This is a genomic window from Acinetobacter sp. C15 (genome assembly GCF_013420645.1).
In the GTDB taxonomy this organism is placed as follows: domain Bacteria; phylum Pseudomonadota; class Gammaproteobacteria; order Pseudomonadales; family Moraxellaceae; genus Acinetobacter; species Acinetobacter indicus.
In genome coordinates, this window is record NZ_VOXR01000009.1 from 1 (window position 1) to 16,463 (window position 16,463).

Annotated in this window: 12 protein-coding genes and 3 tRNA genes; 6 read left to right on the forward strand and 9 right to left on the reverse strand. The window is 47.2% G+C overall.

What is annotated here, in order from left to right; genetic code table 11:
* A partial coding sequence (locus FTT63_RS05270; RefSeq protein WP_171294848.1) for a transposase occupies positions 1–180 on the forward strand: 180 nt, incomplete at its 5' end.
* A 29-nt stretch (positions 181–209) separates the two neighbouring features.
* Here the strand turns inward: FTT63_RS05270 and FTT63_RS05275 are convergent.
* Genes FTT63_RS05275 through glyQ form a run of 3 tightly spaced genes read right to left on the reverse strand, consistent with a single transcriptional unit; the run spans position 210 to position 3,528 of the window.
* Positions 210–467 (reverse strand): hypothetical protein, encoded by a 258-nt coding sequence (locus FTT63_RS05275; protein ID WP_227554676.1) that lies wholly within the window; start codon positions 465–467, stop codon positions 210–212.
* A 2-nt stretch (positions 468–469) separates the two neighbouring features.
* On the reverse strand, positions 470–2,539 hold the full coding sequence (glyS, locus tag FTT63_RS05280; RefSeq protein ID WP_180192065.1) for a glycine--tRNA ligase subunit beta: 2,070 nt from the start codon (positions 2,537–2,539) through the stop codon (positions 470–472).
* Positions 2,539–3,528, reverse strand: coding sequence for a glycine--tRNA ligase subunit alpha (gene glyQ / locus FTT63_RS05285; RefSeq protein WP_005181950.1), 990 nt, complete (start codon positions 3,526–3,528; stop codon positions 2,539–2,541). The genes glyS and glyQ overlap by 1 nt, the downstream gene beginning before the upstream one ends.
* Before the next feature lie 480 nt (positions 3,529–4,008).
* Between glyQ and FTT63_RS05290 the strand changes: the two genes are divergently transcribed.
* Positions 4,009–5,139 (forward strand): HPP family protein, encoded by a 1,131-nt coding sequence (locus FTT63_RS05290; protein WP_005181952.1) that lies wholly within the window; start codon positions 4,009–4,011, stop codon positions 5,137–5,139.
* 68 nt (positions 5,140–5,207) lie between these two features.
* On the opposite strand, the gene FTT63_RS05295 is transcribed toward FTT63_RS05290, so the two are convergent.
* Positions 5,208–5,474: a PspC domain-containing protein gene (locus FTT63_RS05295; RefSeq protein WP_005181954.1), complete on the reverse strand. Its 267-nt coding sequence runs from the start codon at positions 5,472–5,474 to the stop codon at positions 5,208–5,210.
* Positions 5,475–5,762: 288 nt separating this feature from the next.
* Here FTT63_RS05295 and FTT63_RS05300 point away from each other — a divergent pair, with 288 nt between their 5' ends.
* Positions 5,763–6,359, forward strand: a complete 597-nt coding sequence (locus FTT63_RS05300) for a hypothetical protein (protein WP_227554678.1) — start codon at positions 5,763–5,765, stop codon at positions 6,357–6,359.
* 125 nt (positions 6,360–6,484) lie between these two features.
* Here the strand turns inward: FTT63_RS05300 and FTT63_RS05305 are convergent.
* The 5 genes from FTT63_RS05305 to FTT63_RS05325 form a co-directional block, all read right to left on the reverse strand.
* A tRNA-Lys gene (locus FTT63_RS05305) sits at positions 6,485–6,560 on the reverse strand.
* A 74-nt stretch (positions 6,561–6,634) separates the two neighbouring features.
* Positions 6,635–6,710: transfer RNA gene (locus FTT63_RS05310), tRNA-Lys, on the reverse strand.
* 20 nt (positions 6,711–6,730) lie between these two features.
* Positions 6,731–6,806, reverse strand: a tRNA-Lys gene (locus FTT63_RS05315).
* Between the two features lie 130 nt (positions 6,807–6,936).
* Positions 6,937–8,778, reverse strand: coding sequence for a long-chain-acyl-CoA synthetase (locus tag FTT63_RS05320; RefSeq protein ID WP_180192066.1), 1,842 nt, complete (start codon positions 8,776–8,778; stop codon positions 6,937–6,939).
* Between the two features lie 170 nt (positions 8,779–8,948).
* A complete protein-coding gene (locus tag FTT63_RS05325; RefSeq protein WP_180192067.1) occupies positions 8,949–12,353 on the reverse strand; it encodes an Rne/Rng family ribonuclease in 3,405 nt (1,134 codons plus the stop codon).
* Between the two features lie 753 nt (positions 12,354–13,106).
* Between FTT63_RS05325 and FTT63_RS05330 the strand changes: the two genes are divergently transcribed.
* The 3 genes from FTT63_RS05330 (at position 13,107) to FTT63_RS05340 (ending at position 16,462) form a co-directional block, all read left to right on the forward strand.
* Positions 13,107–14,075, forward strand: coding sequence for an RluA family pseudouridine synthase (locus tag FTT63_RS05330; protein ID WP_045795497.1), 969 nt, complete (start codon positions 13,107–13,109; stop codon positions 14,073–14,075).
* Positions 14,076–14,458: 383 nt separating this feature from the next.
* Positions 14,459–15,127, forward strand: coding sequence for an HAD-IA family hydrolase (locus FTT63_RS05335; RefSeq protein WP_016659605.1), 669 nt, complete (start codon positions 14,459–14,461; stop codon positions 15,125–15,127).
* Between the two features lie 537 nt (positions 15,128–15,664).
* Complete coding sequence (locus tag FTT63_RS05340) at positions 15,665–16,462, forward strand: 2-keto-4-pentenoate hydratase (RefSeq protein ID WP_127799055.1); 798 nt, start codon at positions 15,665–15,667, stop codon at positions 16,460–16,462.
* Position 16,463: the final 1 nt, after the last annotated feature.

Below are 16,463 nucleotides of genomic sequence, written 5' to 3' on the forward strand. Positions count from 1 at the left end.
CGTTCATTTTGGGATGAAGTTAAGGAAAAACTATGGGGCAATCACTTTTGGTCGCCTAGTTACTGCGCTGTATCCTGTGGTGGCGCAAGTTTGGATGTAGTGAAAAAATACATTGAAGAACAAAGAACACCAACGTCAGAAAAAAATGCTAAAAAGTCCATGTCATTAAAAAAGAGCTAACTCGCCCTTAAAAGAGCGAGAATGCGCTCTTAGTTTTGTTCAATATCATTATTTTCTAGAAATAAGAAAATATCTTCTTTTTTTAATTGGCTGATCGATTGGATTTCAGCATCAATATCATTGCTACCTCGAGCATTGGTGTGGATGTGAAACGCACAGCCACCAAAAATAAATGCCTTAACGGCACCATGAGGAAGATATTGATGATTCATTGAAATCCAATCCTCAAGCTCTTGAAAGAGCTTGAGGATTGCAAGGGTGATAGGTGAGTCGTTATAAATACTCATCTTTAGTGTTGAAGCACCGAAATATCCGCCACTTTGGTAAATAAGGCGCGAAGCTGAGCAAGCAAGCGTAAACGGTTTGCTTTTAATTCAGCATCATCCGCCATCACCATTACACCGTCAAAGAACGCATCTACAGGCGCACGCAGTGCAGCAAGTGCAGACAATGCAGCAGTGTAGTCTTTGGCAGCAAATAATGGTTCAACCACAGGCGTGATTTTCGCAAGTTCAGCGAACAATGCTTTTTCAGCATCTTCAACCAAGTTTGCTTCAACCACTTCACCAGCTGGTGCCGCTTCTTTAGCAAGAATATTGGCAACACGCTTATTCGCAGCAGCAAGTGCAGCCGCTTCAGGCAATGCGCGGAAGTGATTAACCGCATTGACACGTTTGTCAAAATCAAGTGGTGATTTTGGCGACAACGCTTGAACCGCTTGAATCACGTCAACAGCCACACCTTGGTCTTCATATTTGGCACGGTAACGACCTTCAAGGAATGCAACCGCATCGTTTAAAGTCTTATCGTGATCTTTGAGTACATCGCCATACGCAGCTAAAGCAAGTTTGATCAAATCTTCGATTGAAACATCAAGCTCGTTTTCAGTCACTAGACGTAAGATACCAATTGCAGAACGACGCAGGGCAAACGGGTCTTTCGAACCTGTAGGCGCTTGACCAATACCGAAAATACCGGTGAGCGTATCTAAGCGGTCTGCAAGCGCAATGGTTGTACCTGTTTTGGTTTTCGGTAAAACATCACCTGCAAATTTAGGCAAGTACTGCTCGCCAAGTGCTTCAGCCACTTCATCATTTTCGCCTTCAAGACGTGCATAGTAAGTTCCCGCGATGCCTTGAAGTTCTGGGAATTCACCTACAAGCTCAGAGGTTAAGTCACATTTTGCCAGCAGGGCAGCTTTTTCAGCGTCAGCCGCATTTGCACCTGTAATTGGCGCAAGCGCAACAGCAAGTTTGGCAATACGTTCAGATTTGTTCCAAAGCGTACCGAGTTCTGCCTGGAATACCATATTCGCTAGTTTCTCCTTACGAGACGCAAGCGGTTGTTTTTGGTCTTGCAGGAAGAAGAATTCAGCATCCGACAAACGTGGACGAACGACTTTCTCGTTACCTTCAATAATTTGTGACGGATCTTTCGACTCGATGTTTGACACCGTAATGAAGTACGGTTGCAGTTTATTATCGCTATTCACCAGGCAGAAGTACTTTTGGTTGTCCTGCATGGTCGTAATAAGCGCTTCTTGAGGAACAGCAAGGAAGCGTTCTTCGAAGCTGGCACGAAGCGCAACAGGCCATTCAACCAGTGCGGTTACTTCATCACGAAGGTCGCTTGGTACAATCGCAATCGCATTGACTTCATCCGCCAAGGCTTTGACTTGCTGGTCGATAACGGCTTGACGCTCTTCAAATGATGCAACCACATAAGCGCTACGAAGTGCATCTAAGTATGCATCTGCATTGGCCAGCGTAATCGCTTCAGGTGCATGGAAACGGTGACCATACGTCACGTTACTAGCTTTATGATCTTGAATGGTTGCATCAACCACATCGTTGTCTTTCAGCAACACCACCCATTTTACCGGACGAACGAATTCAGTACGGCTGGCTGCAGAACGCATGCGTTTCGCAATTGGCAGGTTGTCCAAAGCATTTTGTAAAATTTGCGGTAACAGCGCATCAAGGCTTTGACCTTTGACATCTTTTAAGTAACACACTTTTTCAACTTTACCTGCTTGGAAAGTCGATACTTGATCAACCGTAATGCCTTGACCACGCATAAAGCCTTCTAAAGCTTTGGTTGGATTGCCTTCAGCATCAAACGCTGCTTGTTTTGCAGGGCCGTCAAAACGTTTTTGAGTGTCGGCTTGCGCGCCATCTACATTGACAATTTTAAGTGCCAAACGACGTGGTGCAGCATAAGCTTCAATTGAATCGAAAGCCAGACCTGCATCTTTTAAGCCTTTAACCGTTTCAGCCTGTAACGCATCACGTAATTTTTTCAGGCTTTTTGGTGGAAGTTCTTCACAGCCAAGTTCAAATAAAACAGTATGTTTAGACATTATTTGCTCTCCGCTGATTTTTCTGCTTGCGCGGCTTCCGCCTCAACCTGTGCTTTTAACTGTGCCAGAACTTCATCACGTAAATGCGGTTCTGCCATTGGGAAACCAAGCTCTGCACGTGCGGCCACGTAGCTTTGTGCAATGGCACGCGCCAATGTACGGACACGTAAAATATAACGCTGACGCTCAGTCACAGAAATCGCACCACGCGCATCAAGCAGGTTAAAGCTGTGTGATGCTTTCACCACTTGCTCATAGGCAGGAAGTGGCAGTTTCGCTTCCATCAAACGAGAGGCTTCTGCTTCGTAAAAGTCGAACAGTTCAAACAGTTTGTCGACTGGCGCATATTCGAAGTTATAGGTCGATTGTTCTACTTCGTTTTGATGGAATACATCGCCATAGGTGACCGTACCGAACTGACCTTTAGTCCAAACAAGGTCATACACAGAGTCGACCCCTTGCAGATACATCGCCAGACGTTCTAAACCGTAAGTGATTTCACCGGTGACCGGATAACATTCAACACCACCGACTTGCTGGAAGTAAGTGAATTGCGTCACTTCCATACCATTCAGCCAGACTTCCCAACCTAAGCCCCAAGCACCGAGTGTTGGTGATTCCCAGTTATCTTCGACAAAACGGATGTCGTGAACCAAAGGATCAATCCCGATGGCTTTTAAAGAATCCAGATACAGCTGCTGGATGTTGTCCGGGTTTGGCTTTAATACCACCTGGAACTGGTAGTAGTGTTGCAAACGGTTCGGGTTTTCACCATAACGGCCATCTTTCGGACGACGTGAAGGTTGCACATAAGCGGCATTCCAGGTTTCAGGCCCTAATGCACGTAGGAAAGTTGCAGTGTGGAATGTTCCTGCACCCATTTCCATGTCGTAAGGCTGCAACACGACGCAGCCTTGCTCCGCCCAGTAATTTTGTAAGGCAAGAATTAAGCCTTGGAAAGTATCAATATGCGATATGGCGCGACTCATGGTCATCCACTTAAAATTAGAGAAAAATTGTGCTCAATTATAAGGATTTTGGCGGGAGGTAGCAAAGGTTATCCATACAATGCTGGCGCTTTGATCAGGAAGCGAAGCCTAACCGAAAAATCGCCATGAAAAATCAGTAGAGAAACCGACATTCGGTTGATCTGTCTATCCACAAAAAACGGATTTTGATCTGTAGGATTCGGGGAAAACCCAGCATTGTCATTTCAGTCATTTTTCTCAAAGATTGGTTTCATCTGGTGTATACAGCGCAATCATCTGCGCTGAACGGTGTATACGCAAAAACGATGTTTTTAAAATGAAGGGCTTATCAATTTTTTCTAAAAAGAGGATGATTCAGTGTGCCTATACTGATATACATCTCAACAGAAAAATTCATAATTATAAGATATAGAATGAATACATCTTATAAGCTGCTTCATTTTATAATGGCGGCCGTCGCCAAAATCACAAAGGATTCCCGTGTTTCATCCGCAATCTGAATGGTTAGAAATCTTAAAACCCAATTTCAAATTACTGCCGCTGAAAGAACGTCTGTTGTGCGGATTGGGTGCTTTGCTGGGCTTAAGTTTATCTTCACTGATCAGCTTATGGATTCTGGGCGATATTAATGCCTGGTATATCGCGCCGATGGGTGCGTCGTCAGTATTGTTGTTTGCGGTGCCGGCCAGTCCGCTGGCACAGCCGTGGAATATGGTGATCGGCAATACTATTGCCGGCATTATTGGTGTGACCTGTGCGCTGTATATTCCGAATCTGACCGAAGCCTTTAGTGTGGCGGTGGCCTTATCTATTATTTTAATGATGTCGACCGATTCGCTGCATCCACCGAGTGGTGCAGTCGCAATTACTGCGGTATTGGGCGGTGAGGCGGTCAGTGAACTGGGCTATTTATTTATCTTTTATCCGGTGCTGTTAAATTCGCTGTTATTGCTGTTGGTGGCAATGATGTTTAACCGACTGACCGGCAAGCAATATCCACACAAGGCCCAGCTGAACCTGCGTTCGCAAGACCCGACCCCGACCCAGAAAGTCACCATTCAGCCGCAAGATATTCATCATGTGCTGGAGCATCAGACCGAGCTGCTGGACATTAGTGAATATGACTTGCAGAAAATTATTCTGGAAGCGCAATATCAGGCCAATGCGCGTATGCAGGATGAAAACGTGCAGGAATGGCGCTGTGAAGATATCATGACCCATGATGTGATTACCTTGCAGCAGGATGATGATATCCAGCTCGCGCTAGACAAGTTCAAGCAGGTCAATTTAATGAGCTTGCCGGTGGTAAATGCCGAGCAGCAACTGGTCGGCACATTGGCACTGTATGAAGTGGTGGAATGGTTTAAACATGCTACTGATGTGCGGATGTCATGGCAGCATCAGGTCAAACACATTATGAACCGCAAGGTGGTGACGGTAAAACCACATCAGAGTATTGCCGATCTGGTCCCGTATTTTGTGGAACGTTCGTTTAACTATATTCCAGTGGTGGAACAGCAGCAGCTGGTCGGGATTATTAGCCGCGCCGATATGATTGCCGCCATGAACCAGCGTCTGATCTGGCTACGCAGCAAAACTACGGAAAGTTAAAGCCAGAAAAAAGAAGCTACGGTAATAGGGGGCCACCGTAGCTTTAAACTGTGCAAGAAAAATGAAGATTAACGGTAACTGTTCTGATCTTCATGAATGGTACGTACCGGATTGCGATAGCCATTCACGTGTTCAATTTCAGCTTTCTTTTTCGGCATCACCAGCCACAGTACCAAGTACACCAGAATACCCGGGAAGGCGGCACTCATAATGGATACCAACACAAAAATAATGCGGAGTAAATTTGCATTCCAACCAAAACGTTCAGCAATACCACCCATTACACCTGCAATCATGTTTGAGCGGTTAGAGCGGTATAAACCAACATTGGCCATTGAGGTCTCCTTAAAAAATAAAATGGTGAGTCAATCAACAACTCATAAAATAAAAATGGCGACCTATTTCCGTTTTTAAAGGGTCAATGCGCTATAAATCGTTAATTTATGTAAATAAAATGACACGGTATAAATATTGCGCTTTAAAATCTTGAAACAGGTCTACAAAAACTGTAGATTTGGGTGAAAATTCATGTAATTTCAATAGCTTCTCTGTGTGCCCATCAACCTGATGCAAAGGCATACGGTGGCTATTTTTATTGATACCCGGGAGACACCATATTGGCTGTGCATTGTTCGAAATGGTTATGGGGAATCTGTTGCCTGTCTTTGGCCGCTTGTGACCCGACGTTTAACAGTCAAGAAGGAGAGGAGGCACAGCCGTTTACACCCGTGGCAGACCTGCAGGTGACGGAAGATGTGCCAAGTAAACGCCTGAGTGAAGTGGCTGGCCAACCGGTATTTCCATCTGCAAAAGATGCCGATAAAGCCGTGGTGCCGGAAGCGGCCTTGGCCTATTTCGGCCGGTATCAGGTAAAAATTAGCTGTGAAGATGCCTATGTCAAATGTGAGACCGGTACAGCCGATTTTATTCTGACTTTATTGCCCGATGGCACCGCACATCGTTCCATTGTCTATCTTGGCCGGGTCATGGCCGGTGCACAAATGAACTATTATCTGGATTACTGGATGTATGATGAAACCGCACACCAGATTATTGTGCATCGCAGTAATGGGGTGGAAATTTTTTATGATATTGATGACACGCAGAATCTACGCATGGATTTAGAAAAAATTGCCACAGTATCGACGGTAAATCAGCAGTATTTTTCCCGTAATCCTTTACCGGCACATGCTTATTATCTGGAAAAGTCGGCCGATTAAAAAAGCAGATTGAGCGTTCTTTCATCCACATTAATATTGAGGTTGTAGCGCAGATGCAATGCAGCCCAGCATATAAATGTGCAATGCAGAGTAGGGAAGCGAGGATATTTATTCTGGAAGATAAATGGTGGGTCGTCCGCGACTCGAACGCGGGACCAACGGATTAAAAGTCCGCTGCTCTACCAACTGAGCTAACGACCCTGAGGAATAAAAAATAAGCTGCTTATTTTTTAAGATGCAAGAACTGGAGTTTTTGCAGAGTTCCTAAGGAAAGATGGTGGGTCGTCCGCGACTCGAACGCGGGACCAACGGATTAAAAGTCCGCTGCTCTACCAACTGAGCTAACGACCCATCTTAGGCTTTCAAATGAGTGGTGGGTCGTCCGCGACTCGAACGCGGGACCAACGGATTAAAAGTCCGCTGCTCTACCAACTGAGCTAACGACCCATATCATTTGATGGAGCGTATTGTAGCAAGATCTCGTTTGAGCGCAAGTAAAAAATAAAAAAGTTGTCTATGTTTGATTATAAATGAAACAAATTCATGCTAGGGAATCAAAAAATAGACAACTTTGGGCTTAGAAGCGGTATTGATAGGTTTGAATCTGCTCGAAAATTTCCGGGGTTAGATCAGTATAAGCCGCTGCACCGGGCAGCAACACCAGCAAACGATCCGTGGTAGCTGCCGGATTAAATGCCTGTTCTTTGAGCTTGTTTTTCTGATATTTAAAAGTGCCGGTGGTTTCAACCTGGGCCTGAATCCGTAAAAATACCGGAACCGCATAGCCGGGCAGGGCCTGTTTAAACTGGCTCACCATCTGCTGCAGGTCATGTTCATCCAGTGTTGCATCGGTATTTAAGGTAATGGCCGCCATTCCGGCACGGCCATTGGTTTCTGGAATTTCTACGCCGTAAACCACCGCTTCGGCAATTTTCTCATAATCACAGAGTATATTTTCCACTTCGGTGGTGGAAACATTCTCACCTTTCCAGCGGAAGGTATCACCCAGGCGGTCAACAAACTGGGCATGACGGAAGCCGATATTTCGTACCAGATCACCGGTATTAAAGTATTGATCGCCACGCTGGAAAACGCCTTTTAAAATCACCGCCTTGTTTTTTTCCGGATCAGTATAGCCATCAAATGGCGAACGGCGGGTAATTTTGCCAATCAATAAACCAACTTCACCTTTTTTGACTTTCTGGCACCAGCCGCGCGCATCCCGGACCGGTTCATTTTTTTCTTTATCGAAAGCCACAATCGCATAAGGGGTTGGAGAAAAACCAACGGTATTGTCAAAGTTAAAGATGTTGCTAAAGCCGACATTGCCTTCACTGGAGGCATACAGCTCCAGAATTTCTTCAATGCCAAAGCCTTGCTTAAACTTGTTCCAGATATTCGGGCGCATGCCGTTCCCAATCATTTTGGTAACACGATGGCCCTGATCCAGCGCGGATGGTGGTGCATCCATCAGGTAGCGGCACAGCTCGCCGACATAACCAATGGCAGAGGCATTAAATTTCTGTACATCTTTCCAGAAGCTGGAAGTGGAGTATTTACGTCGAATTGCCAGGGTTGCGCTACCGGCAATTACGCCGCACCAGCACACCACAATACCAGTGGCATGATACAGCGGCAGGGTCACATACATGACATCTTTTGGATTCAGATTCAGTACATGGCCGTAGGTGCCATAGGCCAGGGTCCAGCGGCTATGGGTGAACACCACGGCTTTCGGCAGGCCGGTGGTTCCCGAGGTATAGATATAAAACAGGCCATCTTTGCCCTGGACGGAATGCGTGGTCGGCGGATTGAATTTCGGAAAATGGTTGATCTTTTCGGCCAGATTGTTAAAGCCTTTCGGAGCTTTGCCCGCATCGCGCTGGGTTTCCTGATCGGCAAACCAGTCCAGACGATCTGCCGGCAAATCCAGCGCCTGACGAATCTCCTCTACCGCAGCACGGCATTCTTCGCCAACAATTAGCGCGACCGGTTTGACCAGATTGATGCTATGGGTCAGCACCTTGCCGACCTGTGAGGTGTTTACCAGTGCAATGGTGACGCCAATTTTGGCCAGACCGATGACAGTCGCGATCAGTTCCGGGCGGTTTTCCAGCATTACCGCAATCACATCGCCTTTGCGTGCGCCTTGTGACAGATAATAGTGGGCAATCTGGTTGGCCCATTCATTCAGGGCTTTGTAGCTAAAGCGCTGCTCTTCAAACATTAAAGCCAGACCATGCGGATTACGTTTGACCGCTTTTTCAAAGGCAATGCCCAGACCGGCAGGGGTGGATGGCGTTCGTAAATAGGCTTGACTCAGACCCTGAATAAGATTCGGGACTTTGCCGATAAACTTTGGAATTTTGGCGGCGACATCGGCCAGACCAATAAGATCATGTTGTGTTGTATGGCTCATATGAATCCTATTTATTCTCGACATCCAATCTGTAGTTCTAGCGCATGAATATTGCACTTTAAGGTTTTAATCGTTTCGTTGTAGTGTAATCAACCTAATCTGACAAATTAACAAAAAAAATCCAGTCACCGAAATGACTGGATTTTTTTATTCACCTGCAAAAAAGCAAATTATGACTCAGTTGAGGTGTTGGCTTTCTTTGGTGGACGGCCACGTGGACGACGCGGACGTGCCGGTTTTTCTTTCTCGGCCTTGTCTGCTGCGGCTTCTGGAGCTTCAGCTTCTGCATTTGCCGGTGCTTCGCTGGCATCTGCTGCATCAACTGGCAGTTCAGCCTGTACTGGTTGCGCTGCTTCAGCTTTCGCTGTTTCTTTAGCCGGTGCTTCGGCTGCAGCGCTTTCTTCAGTCGCCACTTCAGTTTCAGTCGCAGTGGTTTCAGCCGCTGGTGCTGCTTCAGTTGCTGCTGGCTCGGCAGTCGCTTCTACAGGTGCTGCTGTGCTGCTTGCAGCAGTGGCTTCTGTTGCTTCAGCTGCTTGAGCGTCCGCCGCAGTTTCTGCTGGTGCATCGTTAGCGGGTGCTTTTTCTGCTTCGTCGGCATGGGCCTGTTTGGCCTGTTCCAGCGCCTGTTCGGCAGCAAGTTTGGCTAAACGACGACGCTCACGCGGATCATTGGCCACACGTTTGACTGGCGCTGGTGGAGTCAGGTCCAGCACAGGAGCAGGTTCTGCTTCTGGCTCAGCTTTGCTGACTTCAACATCACGGGTCACAGGCTGCTTTTGGCTTTCTGCCGCAGGTGCTTGAGCGACCAGGCTGGCTGCATATTGTTCAGTGAACTTTTGCAGGGCGCGGTTAAAGGTTGGGACTAAACCAAACTGCTCAATCAGTACCGAGCAATCTTCACCATACACATGACGGATCAGGCTGCCTACCGTGTACTGCTGCAAGGCTGGAACCTGAGATGGTGACAGCTTTGGCGGCTGGTTTTGTTGCGCACGACCTTCACGTTGCTGGCGACGACGCTGACGCGGATCGTTGCTGGCGCGTTTCACCGGTTGCGATTTGTGCTCTTCAGCCACAATTGCCGCAGGTGCCACTTCTTCTTTTGGTACTGGTGCTTCTTCTACTGCTTCAGTGCTGGTCGCAACCGGAAGTTCAGCAGTTGCTGCAGGTGCAGCGGCTGCGTTCTGGTTTAGCGCGACAATTTCACTTTGTGCAGCATCAACATTCACCACCAGAGCAGTTGGCATCACGTCCTGACGTGGTGCATCCACCAGGTCCACTTTCAGGCCTTGTGCTTCAGCGGCTGGTGCTGCTGTAGCTGCTGCCGGTGCAGCCGTGTCATTCAGCACGCTGGCATCGCGGTGGCGGTTTGGACGCTCTGGACGTTGCTGGTTACGACGGTCACGACGTGGCACAGCATCTTGCTGTTGCGCTTCGTTTTGCGTCTGCTCATTGTTGCTGTTGTGCTGACGGCGGGAGTTGCGTTTGTTTTCACGCGCTTCCTGACGTTGCTCCTGACGTGACAGCTGCACCACTTCTTCGTGTACCTGATGCTGTGCCGGGCTGTTGTCGTTCTGGCTGTTTTGCTCGCGCGGCTCTTTGTGCTTGCTGCGCTTTTTGTTGTTGTGACGTGATGATTTTTCTTCACGTTCAGCCGGTTTTTCAGCGTGATCACGCTCATGCTTGGCCACAGTTGATGGGGCAAGATAAGCATTGCTGGTTGCTGCTGCTGGTGCAGCCACAGGCGCCGCAGCTGCAATCTGACCGAACTGGCCACGGCTAACTGCGCCATTATTGACCATTTGCTCAATCGCTGCAGCCGCATTGTTGGCGCTACGTGACTGATCAACCGTGTTGGCCTGTTTTTGCACAAACAGGTTTTCTAACCATGCACATGGGCTAGCACTTGGTGCAGCGGCAGCAGGGGCCACTTGTGCAGGCGCAGCGGCTTGAGCTTTGGCTGGACGCTTCTGTTCCTTTTGCGGTGCTGCAGGTGCAGCTGCATGCTGAGCGTGCTGTTCTTCTTCTAAATGCCATTCAGAGGCTTCATAACCCAGTTCCTGTTCGCTTAAGCGGGTGGCTGCTGTGCGTTCATAGCTGGTTGGGGCAAAGCCTTCCGGATTGTAAGAGATTTCGTAATGTGGGGTTTCTAAATGCGGGTGCGGCAATACCGTTACACGTACATTTGAGGTTTGTTCAAGGTAAACCAGGCTGTGACGCTTTTCATTCAATAAGAATGCTGCAATTTCAACCGGTACTTCAACCTGAACTTCACCATGACGCTCACGTAGCGCAATCTCTTCCACTTTACGCATAATCGACAGTGAGAGAGAACGTAAGTCACGTACCATGCCGGTACCATGACAACGTGGGCAAACATAACCGGTCGCTTCTTCTAAAGATGGACGTAAGCGCTGACGGCTCATCTCCATTAAACCAAAGCGTGACAATTGACCAAACTGGATACGCGCGCGGTCGCTTTGCGTTGCTTCACGCAGCTTGGCTTCCACCATACGCTGGTTACGGTCTTTGGTCATGTCGATAAAGTCGATTACTACCAGACCACCGATGTCACGTAAACGTAACTGGCGTGCAATTTCTTCAGCAGCTTCCAGGTTGGTGTTTAGTGCGGTATCTTCAACGTCCTGACCACGAGTTGATTTTGCCGAGTTAATGTCGATTGACACCAATGCTTCGGTTTGGTCAATCACGATTGAACCACCTGAAGGCAGTTTGACTTCGCGTTCATAGGCGGTTTGAATCTGGCTTTCGATACCGAAATGCGCGAACAGTGGTTCATTTAGGGTATAGGTTTTTAACTTGTCGAGCTGACGTGGCATCACCGCTTTTACGAAGTTATAAGCTTCGTTATAGGCCTGTTCTGAGTCAATCAGGATTTCAGCCACATCATCACGCAGGTAGTCACGAATGGCACGCGTGACGACACCGGCTTCCTGATGCACCAGCATTGGCGATGGACCAGAACTTGAGGTGCTTTGAATTTGCGCCCACAGATCTAGCAGATGCTGTAAATCAAGTTGTAATTCTTCTTGAGAACGACCAATACCGGCAGTACGTACAATCACGCTCATACCGCGTGGCACGTTTAAAGAGGCCAGCATTTCTTTCAGTTCTTCACGCACTGAACCGGAAATCTGACGGCTGATACCACCCCCTTTCGGGTTATTTGGCATCAGGACCAGGTAACGGCCCGCCAGTGAAATAAAGGTCGACAGGGCAGCACCTTTGTTGCCGCGCTCTTCTTTTTCTACCTGAACCAGCAGTTCGGTGCCTTCAGTAATCAGTTCGCGAATATTTGAAGTTTGACGAGGATCGGCCTTGTAGTAAGAGTTGGCAATTTCGCGCATCGACAGGAAGCCTTGACGACCGGCACCATACTCAACAAATACAGCTTCTAAAGATGGCTCTACGCGAGTCACATGACCTTTATAGATATTTGATTTTTTTTGTTCACGGGTACGATTTTCTAAATCAAAATCGTAAAGACGCTGACCAGTGACAAGTGCAACGCGAATTTCTTCAGCATGTGTTGCATTAATCAACATACGTTTCATGGGTGTAACACCTTATAGTGATACACAGCAAAACATCGCTCTATACGTAGCGAGCATCAAACATCACGGATCATGGTTCAGATCTCAAATACAGCGGTCTGAACGTTTCTCTACCGGCCTGATAATCGGGTTTCGGTGGATGATTCACGTATTGATGATGTCAATACGGCTTCAATCTTTAAACGATTAAAGTCACCTGGTCGTTTCACTGGCGGACGAGCGGTACATTGGATGTGAGTAACTTTCACTGTCACATTGCTCAAAGATCATCCCTTCTTTTAGTCGAGTGTCTTGATACGGAATTATCGTCGTATCTTTACAATTTGTGCAGATCCAATGTATCAACGCTGTAGCCTGAATGCGACATCAGGGAACGACTAGTCTGATGTGTATCAGTTTACGTTTAAAAACCAACTTGAGGTTGGCGACATATTTTTTCAGGCAAACTGATTTATGTACCTTAAGTACAATTAAACGCAACAGTTTGCAGTTTTGCCGATATAATAAGCCTTCGGCGTCGGCATAATTCTTTTGGGACCTTTACGTGTTTAGTGGAGTGTTTGATTGAATAATCAACTTCAGTAAAAACCGAAATGACCCAACTTTTACCCACTTACGATGGTTTCCGTGCGCTGACTATATCAAACCTTGCATCATCTGCCTATGGGCTAAGCTTATGTTTCTTGTGTAAAGCATAGCCCAAGTGATCAGTTTTTAATCAATTTTAGTATTTTTTTAGGTCGTCGTAACTGTATGAATTCTACCCAACAATGGCAAAGTGTCACTTGGTTTGAAGTCGATGAGCATCAAGCGGGGCAACGGATTGACAACTTTTTGTTTAGCCGTTTAAAAGGCGTGCCCAAAAGCCGGATTTACCGTCTGATTCGTGAAGGTCAGGTGCGGGTCAATAAAAAACGGGTCAAAGCCGAAACCAAGCTGAATATTGGCGATCAGATCCGGGTTGCTCCAATCCGTTTTGAACAGAAAGATGATACCCCGGCGCCGGTGTCGGACAAAGTTGCTCAAGGCTTGCTGAACCGGGTCATCTATGAAGATGAAGGGCTGATGGTGGTGAACAAGCCATCGGGCATTGCCGTGCATGGGGGCAGTGGTGTGGCCTATGGCCTGATTGAAGGCTTGCGCGCCGCCACCGGGAAAAAATATCTGGAGCTGATTCACCGCATTGACCGCGATACTTCGGGTCTGGTGATGATTTCGAAAAAACGCAGCGTATTAAAAACCTTGCAGGACATGCTGCGTGAACACAAAATCCGTAAAACCTATGCTGCGGTGGTGAAAGGACAGGTGACGCTGGACAAACAGCTGATTGATGCACCTCTACATCGTTATGAGCTGGCCAATGGCGAACGTCGCGTGCGTGTGTCTAAAGAAGGTAAAGAATCGAAAACCCAGTGGAATGTGCAAGAGCGCTTTATGCATGCCACACTGGTCTATGCATCGCCGCTGTCTGGACGTACCCATCAGATTCGTGTGCATGGTCTGAGTATTGGCCATCCGCTGGTGGGTGATGAAAAATACGGTCATGAAACCGAATATCGTGGCCCTAAACCACGTCGCTTGTGTTTACACGCCATGCGTCTGGAAATTCCGGGTTATCCGACCATTGAAGCGCCGTTGCCTGAAGATATGCAGAGTCTGGTCGCACAGCTCCGTGCGCAAAAGGCAGATAAGGTGCTAACACTTGGGGAAGATGACGAATAATCTTTGGCTTTTTAATTCTCGTTCGTCTTGCTTTATTTAAGTGGGAAATTTCCCTCTTTATTAAAATTAAAGATGAGGAACATTGTTCCGCAAGGGGGAGATTAAATTTCGGAAAAATCCTCTCCCTGAGCAGCACTGCTGCGCAAGTCTCCTTCTTGCACGTCGTTTAAAGCAGTGCTTTAAACTCGTTCAGGAGAGGGAGCGTTGCGATAGTAAATGATATCTGCATCCGAAATGTGCGAAAGGCGACATGGATGTCGCCGTTGGGTAATTAATATCTGTTGTGATCTTGCAATAAAAGTTATTTTCTAATGAAGCTCTCCCTCCTTTTTTAAAGGAGGGGCGGGGTGGATTTAAACCGAATCAAATCGAGGAAACCATATATGAACACAGCTGTAGAACTCATCATTTTCGACTGGGATGGCACCTTGTTTGATTCAGTCGGTCAAATTGTGGCGAGTTTACAGTTCGCTGCACAGCAGTTTCAGCAACCCTTAACCGATGAAGCAGCCAAAAGCATTATCGGTTTGGGCCTGCCTGAAGTGGCGCAGCGTTTGTTCCCGATGGTGCCGGAATTGCATGGCGAGATTTTACAGTGCTATTCCGAGCACTATGTAGCCAACTCCAAAACCGATGTCTGGTTTGATGGTGTGGCGGCGATGCTGGATGATTTACAGAATGCCGGGGTAAAACTCGCGGTGGCTACCGGTAAAAGTCGTAAAGGCCTAGATCGTGTATTGCAGCAGACTCAAAGTATGAATCTGTTTGCTGCGACCCGTGCCGCCAGTGAAACCCGCTCTAAACCGCATCCCTTAATGTTAGAAGAAATTCTGGCAGAAACCGGAGTGCGCCCTGAGCAGGCAATTATGGTCGGCGATACCTCTTATGATCTGGAAATGGCGCAGGCTATTGCCATGCCGCGTGTGGGTGTCAGCTATGGGGTACATACGGTCGAAGTGTTACAGCTGTTTCAACCGCTAAAAATTGCCGGGGATGTCAGCAGCCTGCATCAGTTCCTGTTACAGCAGGTACAAATGAAACAGGCCATCTAGGTGGGAGAGCATCTTTTCAGAAGAAGTGAACCTCTTGCCGCTTCTTCTTTTATTCAAGAGCTTATTTTCTTCCTTCTTATATTGATCTCTGCCTGGGCATGTTGCGTGATTGCAAAGTTTCGTCTTTCTTTTTCTGTTCTAGAGGCTGTATAAACACTGTGCAGCCTTATTGCCTCTAAAAGCTGCTGATAAAATCGTCTAATACCGAAGCCTTAAGCGCTGAAACTTCTCATCCAGATTTTCTTAAAAAGTGGATAGAAATACTCGGAAATCTATAGCTATCAGGGGCTTCGTGTCGGTTGAGTTGTGGCTGTGTTATAGGTTCTAGCTATTGTAAAAAATAAAATAAGTATTGGCATAAAAAGTCCATTTTTCCGATTCTAAATCAGTTTATATCTATGCGCGTTTGCTAGAGATCGGCAGCAACAGCCTGTTGCCGCTCTGATCAGTCCCCCCTATATCGGCCGATGTTCAGCTGCATGCCGGAAAATCTAGTCAACAGCATAAGCCCAATTTTTGCAGTTTAAGGAAACATTGATGTCGAATTCTGCTGTTGTTGCATCAGTTGCTCAAGCGTTAAGAGATGCTGAATTATCACAAACTGCGATTGCACCGATTCGCCCACAATTAGGCGGTGAATCTGCTGATGTAGATATCGCGTACGCAGTTCAAGAAGTAAATACCGAACGCGCGTTGAAAGAAGGCCGCCGTTTAGTAGGTCGCAAAATTGGTTTGACCTCGAAGGTAGTTCAGGCACAACTGGGTGTTGATCAGCCAGATTTCGGTATGTTGTTTGCAGATATGGCCTATGGTGATGGTGAAGCCATTCCTGCAGGTTTGCTGATTCAACCGAAAGTTGAAGCAGAAATTGCACTGGTCATTAAAGAAGATTTGACCAAAGAAAAACACACCTATGCTGACATTATCAGTGCAACTGACTACGCACTGCCAGCAGTAGAAGTGGTGGATAGCCGTATTGAAAACTGGAAAATCAGCCTGATTGACACCGTGGCAGACAACGCATCTTCAGCGGCGTTTGTACTGGGTTCTCAACCGGTAAAACTGGAAAACCTGGATCTTGTGAATTGCAAGATGGTCATGACCCGCGGTGAAGAAGTGGTTTCTCAAGGTGTGGGTAAAGCCTGTTTAGCCAACCCATTGAATGCTGCAGTCTGGCTGGCAGATGAAATGGTACGTCGTGGGCGTCCATTGTTAAAAGGCGACATCATCTTAACAGGTGCGTTAGGGCCAATGGTTGTGGCGCAACCAGGCGATGAATTCAAAGTTGAAATTGAAGGCTTTGGTTCAGTTACAGCGGCATTCGCTGCTGGATAAG